Below are 18,905 nucleotides of genomic sequence, written 5' to 3' on the forward strand. Positions count from 1 at the left end.
GACATTCGCGAAGGGGAGTACCCGGTGCCATTCGCACGCACCCCGAACAAGTCCCCTACCAGCCAGTGAGCAGACGCACAAAGCGCATCACAGGCCGCGCGCCCACAGGCGAAACCTGCGCAACCGGCGGCGCGTGTACCCGCAGATGCACCGGCGTCAGCGCAGACACTTCGATCCAGCCGCCGTGCGGCAGCCGATGCACCTCGCCTTCCTCGAGCAGCGTCTGGGCCATGAACACAGTCTCGCCGAACCATCCGGGCGGCGACACGACCCGGGCGCGCCCCTCGGCCAACTGGAGCCAGGCCCCGGCATCGACCGAGGTGCGCAGGGACTGGCCGGGTTCCAGAACGATGGAATCGGGCGCTTGGGAGAGGGTGATGATCATGGGGAACCTCGGGTGAATGAGGGTTCATCGTAGAAATTCCATCGCCTAAAAAACAGGCACACGCCATGGCTATTGCGACCGGAACAGCAGGGCCGCAAACGCATCTGTTATGGTCGTTTTCCCAAGCAACTGCATCTGTTTTCGGATGCCCGATGCGGGGAACATCGACCCCATGGACTCGCTACCGCTCTACCGCCAGCTCTCCGCGCACTACGTGGATGCGATCCACACCGGCTCGCTCAAGCAGGGCGACAAGCTGCCCTCGCTGCGCAGCCTGATGCGGCTGCACGACATCAGCCTGTCGACCGCGCTGCAGGTCTGCCGAGCCATGGAAAGCGACGGCTGGGTCGAGGCGCGCGACCGCTCCGGGTATTTCGTGCGGCGGCCCCAGCGGCTGGCCATCGCGCCGATGGAAGAGCCGACGGCCGACGTGCCACCCGATCCGGCCCAGTTCGTGAGCATGCGCGAGCGCATGGCCAACTTCATGGCGCGCGGGCGGCACACGGGCGTGAAGCTCAACTTCGCGATCGCCCGCGCCGCCCCCGAGCTGTATCCCGCAGAGGCCCTGCGCAACTCGATGACGCGCGCGCTGCGCCAACGGCCCGAACTGCTGACCACAGCCTCGTCGCAGAAGGGCCACGAGCAGTTCCGCGAGGCCGTCGCGCAGCGCAGCCTGCGCGTGGGCATGACGGTGGCGCCCGACGAGGTGCTCGTCACCAACGGCTGCATCGAGGCGCTGAACCTCGCGCTGCGCGCCATCGCCAAGCCCGGCGACACGGTCGCGGTGGAGTCGCCCACCTTCTACGGCCTGCTGCAGGTGCTCGAAAGCCTGGGCCTGCGCGCACTGGAGATCCCGACCAGCCCGCAGACCGGCATCTCGCTGGAGGCGCTGGACCTGGCCATCCACACCTACGACGACATCAAGGCCGTGGTGGTGGTGCCGCACCTGCAGAACCCCATCGGCAGCGTGATGCCCGACAGCCACAAGCAGCGGCTCGCGCACCTGTGCGAGAGCCACGGCATCGCGCTGGTCGAGGACGACACCTACAGCGACTTGGTGGAAACCGATTCGCCGCTGCGCGCGCTGAAGTCGTGGGACCGCACCGGCAACGTGATCTATTGCGCCTCCCTGCACAAAGTGCTGGCGCCGGGGCTGCGGCTGGGCTGGATCACCGCCGGGCGCTGGCACGCGCAGGTGGAGATGCTCAAGTACGCGCAGACCCGCAACAACGAGGCGCTGGCGCAGATCGCCGCGGGCGAGTTCATCGCGGGCGGGCGCTACGACCGCCACCTGCGCCGGCTGCGCGAGCGGCTGCACACCCAGCGCGACCAGACGGCCGACGCCATCGCCCGCTACTTCCCGGCGGGCACGCGGCTGAACCTGCCGCGCGGCGGGCTGCAGCTCTGGGTGGAACTGCCGCAGCAGCGCTCGTCGGTAAATGTGTTCGACGCCGCGCTGCGCGAGCAGATGCTGGTGGCGCCGGGCGCGCAGTTCTCGAACTCGGGGCGCTTCGACAATTACCTGCGCATCAACTGCGGCTGGCCGTATTCGAAGGCAGTGGACGCGGGGCTGCGGCGGCTGGGCGAGATCGTGTCGGCGGTACAGCCGCCTCGTTAGGGCCTGCTCAGACGATGTAGAACACCACGGCATCGCGCTTGGCGGCCGCGGCGGCGAAGAAGCGCTTCACGCCCTCCATGAAGCCCGCGAGGTCCTGGGCGCCTTCCTGCCAGACCTTGGCCCAGTACAGCTCGCCGAACTTCGCCGGCTCGGCCGTGAAGCGGTCCACCAGCGCCATCACGTCGCGCTGCGCGAGCCGCGCCGCCGCGCGCTCCACATGGGCGGCCGTGAGGTAGATGCAGCCCAGCCCGTCGGTGCCGTCGAGCTCCTCGCCGTCGACCGCCTCGGGCATCAGCGTGCGCACCACGTCCCAGGCCTGCTCCACCGTCTGGCTGTCGTGCGGGCCGCCCTTCGCCGGGGGCGAATTCAGGAAGCCGGAGACGGTGGACGGATCGATCACCAGCGCGCGCAGCCGGTAGCGGTCGAGGGCGTAGAAGGCGGCGCCGATGCTCAAGTGCTGGGCTCCATGCGGGCGGCGCGCGCCACCGCCGCGAGCGCGATGCTCACGCTGTCGATGTTGCGCTGCGCGTTGTCGATGTTCCTGAAGTGGTCGGGCGCGCAGATCTGGTTGAGCAGCAGCGTGCGCTTGAAGTGCACCAGCGCCTGGCGCAGCTCGCCCTCTTCCTGCGCGATCAGGCCCAGGTCGTTGTGCGCGTTGGCGGCCGACGACGAGATGCCGCGGCAGCTGCGCTGCTGGATGTCGAGCGACCGCTCGAACAGCTCCCGCGCGCGGGCGAAGTCGCGCCGCGCCATGAACAGGCTCGCGAAGTTGTTGAGCATGTCGGAATGCAGCTCGGCGTCGCCGTCGCCCGGCGGGAGCTTGTCGAGATGCACCAGGGCGCGTGCGTAGCAGAGCTCGGCCTTCGCGTCATGGCCGGACTCGGCATAGAGGAACGCGAGGTTGTTGAAGGCGCGCACCACGCCGTCGCTGGAGCCGCCCCCGGCCTCGGCCACCGCCATGGCGATGGTCTTCTTGTAGAGCGCCTCGGCCTCGTCGGCCCGGCCGGCCGCGGCGTGCAGCAGCGCCAGCGTGTTGGTCGGCCCGCGCCGCCAGCTGTCGTCCAGCCCGAGCTCGGCAGCCACGGCCAGGGCCTCGTCGGCCGAGGCCTGGGCCTTCTCGTTCCAGCGCAGCCGGCGGCACAGCTCGGCGTGGCTGGACAGGTGCAGCACCACGCTGCGGTGCGCGCCGCCATGCAGGCGGCGGCTCACGGAGACGGCCTGCGCGCACAGCTTCTCGGCGCCTTGCAGGTCGCCCTGCGCGAGCGCCTCTCGGTAGCGGGCCTCGCGGTCTTCGAGCAGGTTCAGCAGCACGCCCTGCGCGTCGGAGGCCGCGCCGCGGGCCTTGCGCTGCTCGATGCCCACCAGTGTCAGGTCCAGCGCCTTGCGGGCGACGTCCATGTCTTCAGCGGGCATGCCGAGCTTGCGGCCGATGGACAGGCTCTCCTCCAGGTTGGCCCGCGCCTTGTCGAAGGCGTCGATCTGGTAGCAGGCCTGGCCGAGCATGCACAGCGTCATGGCCAGGTTCGGGTGCGGGCCCTTGAACACGCGGCGCGTGGCGGCGACGATCTGCTCGCCGAGGGCGACGGCCTGCGTCCAGTCGCCAGTCTCGGCAGCAGCCGCGAAGCGCTCCTGCAGCTTGCCGGCTTCGGCGAGGGCGGCAAGGTCGTAGTCCTTGGCGGTGTCCCTCGGCACGGGACCGCGGGAAGCGCGGCGCGCCGGGGTGGGCGGGGTTTCCTCTTCCCCGGCCGGCTCCTGCTGCTGCAACCGGCTCATGCGCCGATGGATCCACCAGAGGTCGAAGAGCATCCAAGGCAGCAACACAGCCAGGCAGAAGCGGCCGCCCGGCAGGCCGGCGAGGCCGTAGACAAGAAGCCCCAGCTGCCCGGCACCGCCCAGGTAGCTGCCCAGATAGAAGCGGTGCGCCCCGATGAAACCGCCCACCAGCCACAGCAGGCAGGCGTATGAGCGGCGGCGAGGCAGCGAGGTCATGGTTCGCCGGGAATCCGGGTTCTTGTCTGTCTGCTGTCCGTTCAGTCCAGCAGCGCGAGCGCCGCGTAGTCGCCGACCTTGTCGCCCAGGCCGGCGGGCACGAGCATCACCCCTCGCGTAAGCGGAAGCAGCCTGCCGTCGATCTGCGCCTGCAGCCGAGGCAATACGAAGTCCTGGTGATGCCAGAACACGCTGCCGCCCAGGCTGATGCGCTGCAGGTCGAGGATGATGACCATGTTGTAGAGCATGCGGCCGAACACCCGGCACAGGGCCTCCGCCGTCTCCAGCGCCTTCGGGTCGCCGACGGACGCGGCGGAGAACAGATCGGCGGCGGACTGTCCGAAGCGATGGCCGATCGAATTCCCCCCGACCAGCGCCTCGACGTCGCCATGATTGCCGCAACCGCACAGCGCTCCGGTGGCATCGTCGACCACGAAGCTGTGCCCCGCGTGCCCGGCATTCCCGTTCTTGCCGCGCAAGGCCTTGCCGTCGACGCACAGGCCCACGCCCACGCCGGTGCTCCAGGTGGCATAGGCGCAGTTGTCCAGGCCCTTCAGCGCGCCCCAGTGGCGTTCGGCCTCCAGCGCGGCCACGGCATCGTTCTCGACGCGGACGTTGCCGAAGCGCTTGACCAGCGGCGCCTCGACGATCGCGGTCATCCACGAATTGGGCAGGCCGCGCGATGGCCCGGCGATGCCGCCGCAGATGTTGGGCGTGGCGAGTTCGACCAGCCCGTCGCGCAGCTCGAAGGGCCCCGTCGACGACACGCCCACGCGGTCGATGGTGGCGGGGTCGACGCCCTGCTCCGCACAGATCTCGTCGATCATCCGCATGATCTGCACCGCCACCGCGTCGTTCTCGCCGGTCTTGGCCGTGGGTTCGCTGCGGCGGCCGACCAGCGGCGCGTCGCTCGAAGCGGAAAGGCTCACGGCAACCTTGGTGCCGCCGATGTCTACGCAGGCTCTCATCGCTGTGTATCTTTTCCTTGCTTGTTCATCTTCTCTACAGGAGGCGCGCCACCAGCGCCGCGATCATGCTGAGCACGACGGTGCTGGCGATGGGCAGTTGCCATTCGCGGCCGAAGGCGCGGAACTCGAAATCGCCGGGCAGGCGTCCGAAGCCGAAGCGGCGCAGCCAGGCGGTCAGGCCGCTCATGAGCACCAGCGCGAGGACGACGACGATCAGCCAGCGGAACATGTGGGCGACAGTCTAGGCCGAGAGAATGGCCATGGCCTGTCGGTGGAGTTCGGGTGTGGCCGCGGCGATCACGCGGCCGTCGGACTTCAGCCCCAGCGGCTGGCCCCGCCAGTCGGTGACCACGCCGCCGGCCGCCTCGATCAGGCCCGCCGGGCCGAGGTAGTCGTAGGGCTGCAGGCCGGTCTCGACCACGAGGTCGATGGTGCCGCCCGCCAGTTGGGCATAGCCGTAGCAGTCGCCGCCGAAACGGCGCATCGCGCACTGCCGGCTGAGCCTGTCGAAAGCGCTCCAGTCGGCGGGCGCGAAGATGTCGGGCGAGGTGGTGACGATACGGGCCCTCGCCACTTCGGTGCAGCCGCTCACGCGCACCGGCTGGCCGTCGCGCGTGGCGCCCTGGCCCGCCACGCCGACCCAGCGCTCCTTGAGCACCGGCATGTCGATCATGCCCAGCGCCACGCGCCCGCCCTGCAGCACGCCGATCAGCGTGCCCCACAGCGGCGAGCCGGTGATGAAGCTGCGTGTGCCGTCGATGGGGTCGAGCACCCAGACCCGATCGGCATCGAGCCGTTCGGCGCCGTGCTCCTCGCCGTAGATGCCATCCGACGGAGCGCGCGCGGCGAGGATTTCGCGCATGTCCGTCTCGGCGGCGCGGTCGGCCAGCGTGACCGGGCTTTCGTCCGCCTTGGTGATGATGTCCAGCGGCGTGCGGAAGTAGTGCATCGACCTGGCGGCGGCGGCATCGGCCAGTGCTTCGGCGATCGGCGAGAGGTCGGAAGAGGAAGAGCTCATGAAAGAGTTGGAGACGCTTGCCAAAACCTGCAATTAGACCCGAGCCGGACGGTGTTTGACACGGCAGGGCCGCCAGCCCTAGCATGGCCCGGAAATTGCCACGAACTACGACAAATGGCTTCTTTCACCCACCTGCGCGCCGCCTTGCTCGCCCTCGTGCTCGGCGCCTCGACCCTGCTGGCCCACGCCACGCCCTCCGACGCGGAGGACAAGCTGATCGACACGCTGATCCAGCGCGTCTCGAAGATGAGCTCGATGAGCTTCCTGCGCAACGGCAGCGAGTACAACGCCTCCGACGCCGCCAAACACATGCAGGCGAAGTACGACTACTTCAAAAAGGAACTGTCCACGGCCGAGGACTTCATCGAGCGCTGCGCCTCGCGCTCGGAGATGACGGGGCAGGCCTACAGGGTGAAGCTCAACAACGGCACGGTGCGCGACGCCAACGAGTTCCTCAACAGCGAACTGCGCGCATTGCGGCAGGCCACGGGCGCAAGCAAGACGGGCGGCTAGCCAACGCGAAGCGCCACGTCACGAGGAAATCGGAAAGGGTGTGCGGCCGACGACCGCGGTGCGATTCAACAGCGCAGCAAGCAGCGCGTCGTGAAGTGCTTGCCGACGAAGAGCACCTTGCGACCCGTCTCAGGATGTGTGGGTTGCCAGCTTATGAGCTCGTTTTGAAGTGCTGGTGGGATGCTGCTTTCCGGACCCGGGGCTCGGCCGGCCCCGGAAAGCGCCCCCTCGTCAAGGATCAAAGCGTATGACTCCGATCCCCATCGACAAACCCGATCGCATCCCAAGGCTCCCCAGCAGCAAACCCCAAAACCTTGAACAGCTCCCCCATCTCATGCTCATGAACAAGCCGAGCCGCCATGGCCCTCCCGGCCACCGAGCCCTGCTCCATCCTTCCAAGCAACCCGCAGTTCAAGAGAAACCGCGCCTGGCTGGCATACCCAAGCACAGCCAGCCCCGCATCCTGCCCCGCAAGCGCAATCCCGGTGAAGTCCACATGCGCGGTGATGTCCTTGAGCCCGGCGTCAGACAGCGGATCCCCATCCGCCTGGTGCCCTCGATGGCACATCACGGTCCCCATGTGCCTTTGCGGGTGGTAGTACTCGGCCTCCGGAAACCCGTAGTCGATGAAGAATGCAGCCCCCTTCTTCAACCGATCGGCCAGCGTCGCGACGAAGGCCCTGGCCTGCGGGTGGATCTCCGTGAGGTAATCATGCTCCCCAGGCACCTCCACCGGCGGCCGCGATTCGGTCTCGCGGTCGGCCCAAGCCCACCCGTCGCCAGCAGCGTTGCGCACCACGCCCCGCTCGAACCACCTGCCACGCACACGCGCCAGCAACTGCACCGGCATCGCATCGAGCACTTCGTTGCCGACCACAACCCCTTCCATCGATTCGGGCAGTTCGTCGAGCCATTCGACGCGCCCCGCATGGCCGGCGAGCGCCTGCTGCTGCCGCTCGCGCAAGGTGCCTGACAGGTCGATGATGCGGTAGCGCACGTCGGTACGCCCCATGTCATCGAGCGCATGCAGCAGCTGTACCGCCAGAGCGCCCGATCCGGCGCCGAACTCCCACACGGTGGCGGTTCCTGTCTTTTCCAGCGCCTCGGCCACCTGTACCGCAAGGGTCTGGCCGAACATGGGTGTCAGTTCGGGCGCGGTCACGAAGTCGCTGCCCGAAGAGGGCATGTGGCCGAACTTGGCCAGCGTGTTGGCGTAGTAGCCGAGGCCGGGCGCGTACAGCGCGAGGGCCATGAAGCGGTCGAAGCCTATCCAGCCGCCCGCACGCTCGACGGAACGCGCGATGAGGTGGTCGAGGGCGGTGGGTAAACTGCCGGGGGTCGTCTTTGTCGTCACAGCGCCATTCTCCCTCTCCCCGCATGAGCCCCGCCTCCCCCGCATCCAACTCCCCCCGCACGGTCCTCGTCACGGGCGCGGGCCGCCGGCTCGGCCGCGAGATCGCGCTGGCGCTGGCCGCGGGCGGCTGGCAGGTGGCGGTGCACTACCGGAACTCGCGCGCCGAGGCCGAGCAGACGGTGGCCGACTGCGCGGCTCTTTCGGGCGACTCGGCCCTGTTCTCGGCCGACCTCGACGACGAACAGGCCACGCGCGCGCTGCTGCCCCGCGTGGTGGCGCGCTTTCGCAGCGTCGACGCGGTGGTGCACAGCGCCGCCCTCTTCGAGCACGACGAGGCTTCCACCTTCAGCTATGCGCTCATGGAGCGCCATGCGCGCAGCAACACCGGTGCGGCCATCCTGCTGGCGAATGCGCTGCACGAGCACCTGGCCGCGCGCGATGCCCACGGCGCCGTCGTCCACCTGCTCGACCAGAAGCTCTGGAACCCGAACCCCGATTTCCTGAGCTACACGCTGTCGAAGGCCGCGCTCGAAGCCGCGACGCCCATGCTGGCGCTGGCCCTTGCGCCGCGCGTGCGCGTGGTGGGCGTGGCACCCGGCCTCACGCTGGCGAGCCACATGCTGGACGACGACAAGTTCGCCCAGTTGCACAAGCTCTCGCCGCTGGGCCGCTCGTCCACACCTGACGACGTGGCCGCCACGGTGAAGTTCGCGCTGGAGAACCGCTCGATCACCGGCACCACGCTGCTGGTGGACGGCGGCCAGCACCTGATGAAATTCGAGCGCGATTTCTCGCTCATGTGAGCCCATCCATCATGTCCACACCCTCGCACGGCCACCAGACACTCACCCTCCAGGGCCTGCGCTTCGACGCCAACCTGGGCATCCTCGAGCAGGAGAAGAAGGCGCCCCAGCCGATCCTGGTCGACGCCGAACTCAACCTCGGCCCCCAGCCGCTGCTGCCTCAGGACGACGACATCTTCCACGTGCTCGACTACCGCAAGGTGCGCCGCATCATCATCGACGAGTGCACCGCCGAGCACGTCAACCTGCTCGAAAGCCTGATCGGCAAGCTGGCGCAGCGGCTGCTGCAGCTGCCCGGCGTGCTGGGCGTGCGCGTGAAGATCGCCAAGCTGGAGATCTTCGACGACTGCGAAGTGGCGATCCGCATGGAAGCCGGGCAGTGGTGAAGCAGCTCGAACGCTGAACTTCCTCAGGCCGCCGAGCCACAGGCCACGGCAGCCTTCTTCTTCGAGCCGGCCGGCCACATGCGCACTGCCAGCGCGCCGAGCGCCGACACCGAGGCCATCGCCGCCACGCCGGACCATCCCCACTGCGCCAGCACCAGGGCACCCAGCGCCGAGCCCGTCGCCATGCCGACGAACACGCCCGTGAAGAACACCGCGTTGAGCCGGCTGCGCGCGCCGGGGTCGATGCCGTAGACCACAGTCTGGTGCGCGATCAGCGCGGCCTGCAGGCCGAAGTCGAAGCCGATGGCGGCAACCACGATCAGCCCCAGCCGGGCAGCGGGCGTCGCCAGCAGCGGTGCGAACAGCATCGCGGCGAACGAGACGGCGACCAGCGCGGCGCCCATGCGGATCACCAGCTCGGGGCCGCGACGGTCCGCGAGGCGCCCGGCGATGGGCGCGGCCAGCGCACCCGCCGCGCCGGCGAGCCCGAAGGCGCCGGCGGCGGCGCTGCCCAGGTGGAAGGGCGCGCCGTGGAGCATCACGGCCAGCGTCGACCAGAAGGCGCTGAAGCCCACCGACAGAAGAGCCTGCGCGAAGGCGGCGCGGCGCAGCGCGCCATGGCGCTTCCACAGCCCGGCCAGCGAGCCCAGCAAGGCGCCGTAGCCCAGGTGCGTTGTCGGGCGCAGGCGCGGCAGGCCGCGCGCCGCCGCCACGCCGATGAACGCAATGCTCGCGGCCGCGACGAAGAACATCGCGCGCCAGCCGAAGTGCTCGGCCACGWAGCCGGCGAGCACGCGCGACAGCAGGATGCCCAGCAGCAGCCCGGTCATCACCGTGCCGACGATCCGGCCGCGGTGCGCCTCGGGCGCCAGCGTGGCGGCCGCCGGCACCACATCCTGCGCCAGCGTCGCCGCCAGGCCGATGACGAGGCTGGCCACCAGCAGCGGCGCGACCGAGGGCGAGAACGCCGCGCCCAGCAGCGCGAGCACCAGCACCGAGGCCTTGGCGAGGATGATGCGGCGCCGGTCGAAGCGGTCGCCCAGCGGCGCGAGCAGCAGGATGCCCAGCGCATAGCCGAGCTGAGTGAGCGTGGGCACGAAACCCACCGAACGCGCCGAGGCGCCGATGTCGGGGCCCAGCACCCCCAGCATGGGCTGGCTGTAGTACAGCGCGGCCACGCCGAAGCCGGCACTGGCGGCCAGCAGCAGGATCAGCGAGCCTGGCAGCTTTTCATGCGTTTTTTGAATGGAAGACATGGTGTAAACCCTTGGATTCGAGAAGTCAGGGCCGGAGTTTGCGGGACAACTTACTCCGAAGGTAGCCTTGGGCATCGAACAATTGATATACGCTTGACGCATGACAGCGCCTCTTGCACCACCGCCCTCGGCCGACCGCATCGAGCTGATGCAGACCTTCGTGCGCATCGTCGAGGCCGGCAGCCTGTCGGCCGCCGCGGCCCGGATGGGCACCACCCAGCCCACCGTAAGCCGCCGCCTGCAGGCGCTCGAACGCTCGCTGGGCGTGCGGCTGCTGCAGCGCTCCACCCACGCAATGAAGCTCACCGAGGACGGCGAGCGCTGCTTCGACCGCGCCAGGGAGCTGATCCTGAGCTGGAGCGCCTTCGAGGCCGAGCTGCGCGGCGTGGGCGACCAGCCCGAGGGCCGGCTGCGCGTGGTGGCGCCGCATGCCTTCGGCCAGCAGTTGCTGGTCGGCCCGCTGGCGGCCTACCTGCGGCGCCATCCGCAGGTGACGGTCGAATGGCTGCTGCACGACAGCCCGCACGACGAGACACCCGACTTCATCGCCGAGGGCGTGGACTGCGCGATCCGCGTCGGCGAGGTGACGGACCCCAATGCCGTGGCGATCCGGCTCTTCGAGGTGCCGCGCATCGCCGTGGGGGCGCCGTCGCTTTTCGGCGCGGGCTCGCCACCGCCGGCGCATCCCCGCGAGCTCGAAGCCCTGCCCTGGCTGGCCGCGCGCAATTTCTACCGGACCGAAGTCGTGTTCAGGCATGAAGGCACGGGCGAGGTGTACCGGGTGCCGATACGCCCGCGCATGATCACCGACAGCCTCTACGCCCTGCGCAGCGCGGCGGTGCTGGGCGTGGGCGTCGGGGTGTCCTCGGCCTGGATGCTGACCGAGGAGCTGCAGGCGGGCCGGCTGGTGCACCTGGCGCCGCAGTGGCGCGGGACGCCCGCGCCGGTCTACATCGTGTATCCGTACGCGCGCTTCTATCCGGCCAGGCTGCGGCTCTTCGTGGAGGCGATGCGGCAGGCCTTTCCGGAATCGCCGCTGGCTGCAGGCGGGGCGTAAACGGGCGGGATGGCGGGTGAAATGGGGATCGGGGACAATCACCCCCTTCCCCCGACTCCCCGAAGCAGCCTGCCCATGAACGCCGTCTGGATCGACGAGGCGCCCGCCGCCGCCGACGCCACCGCCTCCCCTGCCGCCAATTCCATGAAGATCGAGCGCGAGACGCACAAGCTCGAGAAGCGGCTGTGCCGCGAGGTCGGCAAGGCCATCGTCGACTACAACATGATCGAAGAGGGCGACAAGGTCATGGTGTGCGTCTCGGGCGGCAAGGACAGCTATGCGCTGCTCGACATCCTGCTGAAGCTGAAGGCGCGCGCGCCGATCCATTTCGACATCGTCGCGGTCAACCTCGACCAGAAGCAGCCCGGCTTTCCCGAGGAGGTGCTGCCCAGGTACCTGAGCGAGCTGGGCGTGGACTTCCACATCGAGAACCAGGACACCTACAGCATCGTCAAGCGCGTGATTCCCGAGGGCAAGACCACCTGCGGCCTGTGCAGCCGGCTGCGCCGCGGCATTCTCTACCGCGTGGCCGACGAGCTGGGCGCCACCAAGGTCGCGCTGGGCCACCACCGCGACGACATGCTGCAGACCTTCTTCCTCAACATGTTCTTCGCCGGCAAGCTCAAGAGCATGCCGCCCAAGCTGGTGAGCGACGACGGCAGGCACGTCGTGATCCGCCCGCTGGCCTACGTGTCCGAGAAGGACACCATCCGCTGGGCCCAGCACCGCGAGTTCCCGATCATTCCCTGCACGCTGTGCGGCAGCCAGGAGAACCTGCAGCGCAAGCAGGTGGGCGAGATGCTGCGCGAATGGGACAGGAAGTATCCCGGCCGCGTGGAGAACATGTTCACCGCGCTGCAGAACGTGGTGCCTTCGCACCTGCTCGACGGAACGCGGCACGACTTCAAGGGTCTGAAGGCGACCGGCGTGGCGGACGACGAGGGCGACAAGGCCTTCGATCCGCCTTCCTTCGATCTGCTCTCCCAGGCACCTGCCGCCCTGCGCATCGTCCAGGGTTGAACGGGCAACCTAGGGGAATTTGGGGCACCCACTGCCCGGAGACCCTCATGAAAACCGCGATCCCGGCTCTTCTTCTCGCCGCCAGCCTGACGGGCTGCGCCACCTCCTGGGTGGTCGACAGCGACGTGAAGAGCTTCTCCTCCCCCGGCGCCATCGCGCCTGGCGCCACCTACCGCTTCGACCGCCTGCCCTCGCAGCAGGCCGATGGCGCACGGCAGGAGTCGCTCGAAGCCATGGCCGGCGCGGCGCTAGACCAGGTCGGCCTGCGCCGCGACGACACCAAACCCCAATACACCGCGCAGATCGGCGCGCGCGTGACGGCCGGCCTCTCGCCCTGGGCTGACCCGTGGCTCTACAACGGCCCCTGGGGCTACGGCTACGGCGGCTATGGTTACTACGGCCGGCGCTGGTACGGCGGCGGCTGGTATGGCGGCCCGGTGTTCGCGCCGCCGGCCAACCCCTGGTACGAGCGCGAAGTGAGCATCGTGCTGCGCGAGGCGGGCACCAATCGCGTGGTCTACGAGACCCGTGCGCGCAACGACGGCCCCTACACCTCGAGCGCGGCGATCCTGCCGGTGATGTTCCAGGCCGCGCTGCAGGGTTTTCCGAACCCGCCGCAGGGCGAGCGCCGGGTCAACATCGAGCTGCCGACGGGGCAGCAGGCCAAGAAATAGCCACAAGTAGCGCCTTCTAGAATTCCCCGGATGGAAGAACCCACCCGCCTGATCGCCGTGCGCCACGGCGAGACCGCCTGGAACGTCGACACCCGCATCCAGGGCCAGCTCGACATCGGGCTCAACGCCACCGGCATCTGGCAGGCGCGGCGCGCGGGCGCGGCGCTGGCCGAAGAGCCCATCGGCGTCGTCTATGCCAGCGACCTGTCGCGCGCCTGGCAGACCGCCCAGGCCATCGCCGAACCCCACGGTCTGGCCGTGCAGCCCGAACCGCGCCTGCGCGAACGGGCCTTCGGAACCTTCGAGGGCATGAGCTTCGCGGAGATCGAGGCCACTCTGCCGGTGCAGGCCAAGCTCTGGCGCGAGCGCGATCCCGAATTCGAGCCCGAGGGCGGCGAAAGCCTGCTGACCTTCCGCGACCGCGTGACCGGCGTGGCCGCCGAACTGGCGGCGCGCCACCCCGGCGAGCTGGTGGTGCTGGTCGCGCACGGCGGCGTGATGGACGTGCTCTACCGCGCCGCCACCCGCCAGGAACTGCAGGCGCCGCGCACCTGGCAGCTCGGCAACGCTGCCATCAACCGCATGCTGTGGACATCTGGAGGCTTCAGCCTCGTGGGCTGGAGCGACACCGCGCACCTGGTGGACGGCGCGCTGGACGAAACCACGACCTGAGAACCTGAGAACCTGAGAAGGCGCGAGCCCGGAGCCAGCGCCCGGCCCCGGCTTCAGGCGTGCGAGTGCTGGGAGCCCTGCGAGTGCGAGGCCTCGGCCTGCGCCTCGCCCGGCAGGTCGACCATCGGCCCCGTACCGCTGTAGCGGTCCAGCGCGAGGTAGATCGCGGGCGTGATGTACAGCGTGATCACCTGCGAGAAGATCAGGCCGCCCACCACCGCCACGCCCAGCGGCTGGCGCAGTTCGGCGCCGGCGCCAAGGCCCAGCGCCAGAGGCAGCGCGCCCATGAGCGCGGCCAGCGTGGTCATCAGGATCGGGCGGAAACGCAGGCGGCAGGCTTCGCGGATCGCATCCACCGGCTTCATGCCATCGGTGCGCTGGGCCTCCAGGGCGAAGTCGATCATCATGATCGCGTTCTTCTTCACGATGCCGATCAAGAGCAGGATGCCGATGGTGGCAATGAGCGTGAGGTCGAAGCCGAAGAGCTTCAGCGAGATCAGCGCGCCCACCGCGGCCGAGGGCAGGCCCGCCAGGATGGTGATCGGGTGAATGTAGCTCTCGTAGAGCACGCCCAGCAGCACATAGATGACCAGCACCGCCAGCACCAGCAGCACGGCCTGGCTGGACTGCGAGCTCTGGAACACCGCCGCGTCGCCGCCGTAGGTGGTGATGATCGACGGCGGCATCTTCAGCTCGTCCTTGAAGCGGTCGATCTTCGCGGTCGCGTTGCCCAGCGGCACGTCGGGCGCGAGGTTGAACGACACCGTCACCGCCTGCAGCTGGCCCTGGTGATTCACCGCCGTCGGCCCCACGGTGCGCTTGACGGTCGCGAAGGCCGACAGCGGCACCAGCTTGCCGGTGGTGCTGCGCACCGACAGGCGCGAGACGTCTTCCTCGAACTGGCGGTCGTTGTCGGCGGCCGAGAGGATCACCTGGTAGGTATTGCTCGCGCCGTAGATGCTGCCGATCTGGCGGTCGCCGTAGGCGTTGTAGAGCGCGGTGCGCAGGTCGCCCACCGCCACGCCGAGCACACCGGCCTTGTCGCGGTCGATGTCGAGCGTGGCCTGCAGGCCGCGGTTCTGCGAGTCGCTGGTCACGTCGCGGAAGTCGGGGTCGGCGCGCATGCGCTCCATCAGGCGAGTGGCCCAGGGCACCATCTCGCCCGCGTTGACGCTCTGCAGCGTGTACTGGAAGCGTGCCTTGCTCTGGCGCCCGCCCAGGCGCAGGTTCTGCACCGGCTGCATGTAGACGGCGATGCCCGGAATTTCACGGAAGCGCTGGCGCAGCGATTCGAGCACCTTCGACATCTGCGGGCGCTCGCTGCGCGGCTTGAGCACGGCGAACAGGCGGCCGGAGTTCTGCGTGGCGGTCGGCCCGCCCACGCCGACGAATGAACTCACGTAGGCGACGCTCGGGTCGTCCTGCAGCGCGGCGGCCACGCGGTCCYGCAGCGCCTTCATGGCGGTGAAGGAGATGTCTTCGGCGGCCTCGGTCGTGATCTGGATCTGGCCGATGTCTTCCTCGGGGAAGAAGCCCTTCGGGATGGTGGCGAACAGCCAGCCGGTAACGACGAAGGTCAGCGCCGCCGCCAGCAGCATGACCTTGCGGTGCGCCAGGGTCCAGTCGAGCGTGCGCATGTAGCCGGCGTGCACCGCGCGGTAGCCGCGCTCGAAGGCACGGCCGATGGCGGTGCCGGGCTCGGGGTGCTCTTCCTCGTGGTCGAGCGCGCCCGGGCGGCGCGGCACCTGCTTGAGCAGCCGGCTCGCGAGCATCGGCACCAGCGTGAGCGACACCACGGCGGACACCAGCACCGCCAGCGCCACCACCACCGCGAACTCATGGAACAGCAGGCCGATCACGCCCGGCATGAAGAAGATCGGGATGAACACGGCCACCAGGGAGATGGAGATCGACACGATGGTGAAGCCCACCTCGCGCGCGCCGCGCAGCGCCGCGGCGAACGGGTCCATGCCCTTCTCGACGTAGCGCATGATGTTCTCGAGCACCACGATGGCGTCGTCCACCACCAGGCCCACCGCGAGCGTGATGCCCAGCAGCGAGATGTTGTCCAGGCTGTAGCCGAAGGCGTAGAGCAGCGCCACCGCGCCGATCAGCGAGATGGGGATGGTCGCGGCCGGGATCAGCGTGGCCACCAGACGGTGCAGGAACAGGAAGATCACCAGCACCACCAGCGCGATGGTGCCCAGCAGCGTGAGCTGCACATCGTGCACCGCCTCGCGGATGGAAATGGAGCGGTCGTTCACCATGTGGATCTCGACCGATTGCGGCAGCTCCGCCTTGAAGCGAGGAATGAGCGCGCGCACTGCGTCGACCACCTGCACGGTATTGGCGTTGGGCTGGCGCTGCACGGCCAGCGAGATCGAGGCCTGCCCGTTGAAGCTGCTGGCGGTCTTCACCGACTCGAAGCTGTCTTCAATGGTGGCGACTTCGTCCAGCCGCACCGGCGAGCCGTTGCGCTGGCCGACGATGAGCTTGGCGAAGTCGGCCGCCTTCATGAGCTGGCGGTTGGCCTGGATGGTGAGTGTCTGGCGCGGACCGTCGAGCACGCCCACCGGCGTATTGGCGTTGGCCGAGTTCACCGCCCTGGCCAGTTCGTCGAGCGTGATGTTGCGCGCGTTGAGCAGGTCGGCATTGGCCTTGATGCGCACCGCGAAGGCCTTGCGGCCGTACACGCCCACCTGCGCCACGCCGTCGATGGTCGAGAGCGTGGGCGAGATCAGGTTCTCGGCGTAGTCGTTGAGCTCCGACGGGTTCATCGACGGAGAGATCAGCGCGATGAAGAGCACCGGCGCGTCCGCCGGATTCACCTTGCGGTACGAGGGCAGCTGCGTCAGCTCCTGCGGCAGCTGGCGCTGTGCGCGCAGCAGCGCAGCCTGCACGTCGACGGCGGCGGCGTCGATGTCGCGGCTGCTCACGAACTCGAGCGTGAGCGAGGTCACGCCCTGCGTGTTCACCGAGCTGATGGTCTGCAGGCCCGGGATGGTCGAAAACTGCTTTTCCAGCGGCAGCGCCACAGAAGACGCCATGGTGTCGGGGCTCGCCCCCGGCAGCTGCGCGTTGACGTTGATGACCGGCGTGTTGTAACTGGGCAGCGCGGCGACGGGGATGCTGAAGTACGCGAAGATGCCGATGACCACCACGGCGGCGGACAGCAGCACCGTCATCGCCGGACGGCGGATGCAGAGCTCCGAGATATTCATCGGTCGACCTCCGCGCTTCGCGCTGCGGTATTCGCCTTGGGAGCGGCCCGGCGGCTCATGCGCGTTCCCGGCGTGGCGGCTTGGCGTCGGTGCCGTCGGAAGACGCGGCGCTGCCGGGCGTGACGCCCGTCGTTCCGTTGGAAGGCGCGCCTGGCGCACCCGGCGCCTTCTCGTGCACGCGCACCTTGCCGCCCGGGCGCACGTTCTGGCTGCCCTCGATCACCACCTGCTCGCCGGGCTCGACGCCGCTCACGGCCACCTGTGTGCCGAAGGTGTGCAGCGCCTTCACCTTGCGGCGCGTGGCGGTCTTGGCCTCGTCGACGACGTAGAGCGAGGCGCCATCGGACAGCATCATCAGCGCCGCGGCCGGTACCACCGTCACGCCGTTGAGCATGCGCACCGTGATGCGCGTGCCCACGAACTGCCCCGGCCAGAGGCTCTGGTCGGCGTTGGCGAACACGGCCTTGGCGCGCACCGTGCCGATCTGCGGATCGACGGTGTTGTCGACGAAATCGAGCGTGCCGGTCAGCGGCTCCCCGCGTCCGGGGACGACGGCCTCGACCTTGGAGCGCGAGCGCGCGGCCTCCAGCAAATCCTGCAGGTTGCCCTCGGGCACGGGGAAGCTCACGGCGATCGGGTCGAGCTGGGTGACGGTCACCAGCGACAGCGTCGGCTGCACCAGCGTGCCCGGGTAGATGTTGACCGCGCCGATGCGTCCCGCGATGGGCGCGCGCAGCGTGGCATAGCCCAGCGCCACCTGCGCCGATTGCACGGCCGCGCGATCGGCCGCCACGGCTGCGCGCTGCGCCTCGAGCTGAGAGAGCGTGGCGTCGGCCGCGCTCTTGGCGATGAAGTTCTGCGCCACCAGCTCCTGGCTGCGCCTGTACTGGCGCTCGAGGTCGGCCAGCGTGGCTTCGTCCTTCTGCTGCTGCGCCCTCGCGCGTGCGAGGTTGGCCTGGTCGTTGCGGTCGTCGAGCGAGAAGAGCAGCTGGCCGGCCTTGACGAACTGGCCTTCCTTCACGTGCACCGCGCTCACCGTGTTGGTCACCTGCGGGCGCAGGTCGACGCTGTTGAGGGACACCACGCTGCCGTTGACCTGCACGGTCACGGGCACGTCCTGCTTCTTCGCCGTGGCCAGCGTCACCAGCGCCGGCACGCCGCCGCCAGCCACCGCGCCGCCCTTGGCGCTCGGGGCCTTGGCATTCCGGGCAGCGGACTTGTCTGCTGACATGCTCCACCACCCGAGCGCGACGGCTACGATCAACACGCCCCCGAGGGCGACGGCGACATTTTTCTTCATGGGTTCTTGTGCACTTTGGGCTGACATGGCTATTGGATCAGCGGCCGACTCCTGGTGATCACGGGGCCCGTAAAGAAATGTAAAGCAGGTCAACCGAAAGTCGCACTACCCGCTGCGGCCGGCACGGGCGCACAGGGGCCCATCGCTAAAATCGCCGGTCCACAGCCTCTGGATGAACCCCATGAACCGCTGCAAGAAAAAACCCACGAATGCTCTCACTTCCATAGCGCTTTGCACAGCAGCCATTGCTGCTGCAGGCCTTTTCCCGGCGGCCGCCAGCGCGCAGGACGAAGTCCCCCGCCCCCAGACCCAGAACGAGTCGCTGGTAGGCGGCCGCGTCTTCCCGGTCGGCGCCCTGCGCGGCAAGTTCATGGTGACCAGTGCGCCCGACGTCGAGCTCGACGGCAAGCCCGACCGCCTGGGCGCCGGCGCCCGCATCCGCAGCGGCCAGAACATGCTGGTGATGCCTGGCGCCATCGTCGGCCAGAAATACCTCGTCAACTACACGCGCGACGCTGCCGGGCTGCTGCGCGAGGTCTGGATACTCACGCCGGACGAAGCCACCGCCAGCCGCGAATCGCTGGACAAGCCGTTCCTGAACGTCTGGCCGTTCACCTCGAACGACACCCTCAACACGCAGTAAGCAAGCAATAAGACGGCCGGCGCCGCGG

General features: G+C 68.9%; 19 protein-coding genes. 9 read left to right on the forward strand and 10 right to left on the reverse strand.

The genetic code is table 11. The features are described from left to right. Nucleotides 1-55: 55 nt before the first annotated feature. Nucleotides 56-385, reverse strand: coding sequence for a hypothetical protein (locus QMO14_RS02700; protein WP_301504167.1), 330 nt, complete (start codon nucleotides 383-385; stop codon nucleotides 56-58). Nucleotides 386-557: 172 nt separating this feature from the next. On the opposite strand from QMO14_RS02700, the gene QMO14_RS02705 reads away from it, so the two are divergent. After that, nucleotides 558-2,003 (forward strand): PLP-dependent aminotransferase family protein, encoded by a 1,446-nt coding sequence (locus QMO14_RS02705; protein ID WP_301504169.1) that lies wholly within the window; start codon nucleotides 558-560, stop codon nucleotides 2,001-2,003. A gap of 7 nt (nucleotides 2,004-2,010) precedes the next feature. On the opposite strand, the gene QMO14_RS02710 is transcribed toward QMO14_RS02705, so the two are convergent. The 5 genes from QMO14_RS02710 to hisN are packed head-to-tail and all read right to left on the reverse strand — an operon-like array spanning nucleotide 2,011 to nucleotide 5,978. Further along, on the reverse strand, nucleotides 2,011-2,457 hold the full coding sequence (locus tag QMO14_RS02710) for a DUF1877 family protein (RefSeq protein WP_301504171.1): 447 nt from the start codon (nucleotides 2,455-2,457) through the stop codon (nucleotides 2,011-2,013). Further along, entirely contained in the window at nucleotides 2,454-3,992 is a 1,539-nt protein-coding gene (locus QMO14_RS02715; protein WP_301504173.1) for a tetratricopeptide repeat protein, read from the reverse strand. The genes QMO14_RS02710 and QMO14_RS02715 overlap by 4 nt, the downstream gene beginning before the upstream one ends. 41 nt (nucleotides 3,993-4,033) lie before the next feature. Beyond that, complete coding sequence (locus QMO14_RS02720) at nucleotides 4,034-4,960, reverse strand: ROK family protein (protein WP_301504175.1); 927 nt, start codon at nucleotides 4,958-4,960, stop codon at nucleotides 4,034-4,036. A 34-nt stretch (nucleotides 4,961-4,994) separates the two neighbouring features. Further along, on the reverse strand, nucleotides 4,995-5,189 hold the full coding sequence (locus QMO14_RS02725) for a DUF2905 domain-containing protein (RefSeq protein WP_056509065.1): 195 nt from the start codon (nucleotides 5,187-5,189) through the stop codon (nucleotides 4,995-4,997). A 12-nt stretch (nucleotides 5,190-5,201) separates the two neighbouring features. Next, on the reverse strand, nucleotides 5,202-5,978 hold the full coding sequence (hisN, locus tag QMO14_RS02730) for a histidinol-phosphatase (RefSeq protein WP_301504189.1): 777 nt from the start codon (nucleotides 5,976-5,978) through the stop codon (nucleotides 5,202-5,204). A 114-nt stretch (nucleotides 5,979-6,092) separates the two neighbouring features. Here hisN and QMO14_RS02735 point away from each other — a divergent pair, with 114 nt between their 5' ends. Next, nucleotides 6,093-6,491 carry a DUF5329 family protein gene (locus QMO14_RS02735; protein WP_301504191.1) on the forward strand — a complete coding sequence of 133 codons (399 nt, stop codon included), beginning with the start codon at nucleotides 6,093-6,095 and terminating at the stop codon, nucleotides 6,489-6,491. Between the two features lie 238 nt (nucleotides 6,492-6,729). Here QMO14_RS02735 and QMO14_RS02740 read toward each other — a convergent pair whose 3' ends face one another. Then, nucleotides 6,730-7,845, reverse strand: a complete 1,116-nt coding sequence (locus tag QMO14_RS02740; protein WP_301504193.1) for a class I SAM-dependent methyltransferase — start codon at nucleotides 7,843-7,845, stop codon at nucleotides 6,730-6,732. Nucleotides 7,846-7,868: 23 nt separating this feature from the next. Between QMO14_RS02740 and QMO14_RS02745 the strand changes: the two genes are divergently transcribed. Next, nucleotides 7,869-8,648 carry an SDR family oxidoreductase gene (locus QMO14_RS02745; RefSeq protein WP_301504195.1) on the forward strand — a complete coding sequence of 260 codons (780 nt, stop codon included), beginning with the start codon at nucleotides 7,869-7,871 and terminating at the stop codon, nucleotides 8,646-8,648. An 11-nt stretch (nucleotides 8,649-8,659) separates the two neighbouring features. Further along, entirely contained in the window at nucleotides 8,660-9,034 is a 375-nt protein-coding gene (locus QMO14_RS02750) for a dihydroneopterin aldolase (RefSeq protein WP_301504197.1), read from the forward strand. Between the two features lie 23 nt (nucleotides 9,035-9,057). On the opposite strand, the gene QMO14_RS02755 is transcribed toward QMO14_RS02750, so the two are convergent. After that, nucleotides 9,058-10,290 carry an MFS transporter gene (locus QMO14_RS02755; protein ID WP_301504199.1) on the reverse strand — a complete coding sequence of 411 codons (1,233 nt, stop codon included), beginning with the start codon at nucleotides 10,288-10,290 and terminating at the stop codon, nucleotides 9,058-9,060. Between the two features lie 100 nt (nucleotides 10,291-10,390). On the opposite strand from QMO14_RS02755, the gene QMO14_RS02760 reads away from it, so the two are divergent. The 4 genes from QMO14_RS02760 to QMO14_RS02775 all read left to right on the forward strand — a co-directional run bounded on the left by QMO14_RS02760 (nucleotide 10,391) and on the right by QMO14_RS02775 (nucleotide 13,713). Continuing rightward, nucleotides 10,391-11,347: a LysR family transcriptional regulator gene (locus QMO14_RS02760; protein WP_301504201.1), complete on the forward strand. Its 957-nt coding sequence runs from the start codon at nucleotides 10,391-10,393 to the stop codon at nucleotides 11,345-11,347. Nucleotides 11,348-11,422: 75 nt separating this feature from the next. Further along, complete coding sequence (gene ttcA / locus QMO14_RS02765; protein ID WP_301504202.1) at nucleotides 11,423-12,367, forward strand: tRNA 2-thiocytidine(32) synthetase TtcA; 945 nt, start codon at nucleotides 11,423-11,425, stop codon at nucleotides 12,365-12,367. Nucleotides 12,368-12,414: 47 nt separating this feature from the next. Beyond that, the gene (locus QMO14_RS02770) at nucleotides 12,415-13,041 is read left to right on the forward strand and encodes a DUF4136 domain-containing protein (protein WP_301504204.1); all 627 of its coding nucleotides are present in this window, start codon (nucleotides 12,415-12,417) and stop codon (nucleotides 13,039-13,041) included. Between the two features lie 30 nt (nucleotides 13,042-13,071). Next, nucleotides 13,072-13,713, forward strand: coding sequence for a histidine phosphatase family protein (locus QMO14_RS02775; protein ID WP_301504206.1), 642 nt, complete (start codon nucleotides 13,072-13,074; stop codon nucleotides 13,711-13,713). A gap of 53 nt (nucleotides 13,714-13,766) precedes the next feature. Here the strand turns inward: QMO14_RS02775 and QMO14_RS02780 are convergent, their stop codons facing one another. Both QMO14_RS02780 and QMO14_RS02785 read right to left on the reverse strand, forming a co-directional pair. Then, the gene (locus QMO14_RS02780) at nucleotides 13,767-16,934 is read right to left on the reverse strand and encodes an efflux RND transporter permease subunit (protein WP_301504207.1); all 3,168 of its coding nucleotides are present in this window, start codon (nucleotides 16,932-16,934) and stop codon (nucleotides 13,767-13,769) included. 55 nt (nucleotides 16,935-16,989) lie between these two features. Further along, the gene (locus tag QMO14_RS02785; protein WP_301504391.1) at nucleotides 16,990-18,165 is read right to left on the reverse strand and encodes an efflux RND transporter periplasmic adaptor subunit; all 1,176 of its coding nucleotides are present in this window, start codon (nucleotides 18,163-18,165) and stop codon (nucleotides 16,990-16,992) included. Nucleotides 18,166-18,415: 250 nt separating this feature from the next. Between QMO14_RS02785 and QMO14_RS02790 the strand changes: the two genes are divergently transcribed. Further along, nucleotides 18,416-18,877: a hypothetical protein gene (locus tag QMO14_RS02790; RefSeq protein WP_301504208.1), complete on the forward strand. Its 462-nt coding sequence runs from the start codon at nucleotides 18,416-18,418 to the stop codon at nucleotides 18,875-18,877. The last annotated feature ends 28 nt before the right edge of the window (nucleotides 18,878-18,905 follow it).

This window comes from Variovorax sp. CAN15 (genome assembly GCF_030462475.1).
Lineage (GTDB): Bacteria > Pseudomonadota > Gammaproteobacteria > Burkholderiales > Burkholderiaceae_C > Variovorax.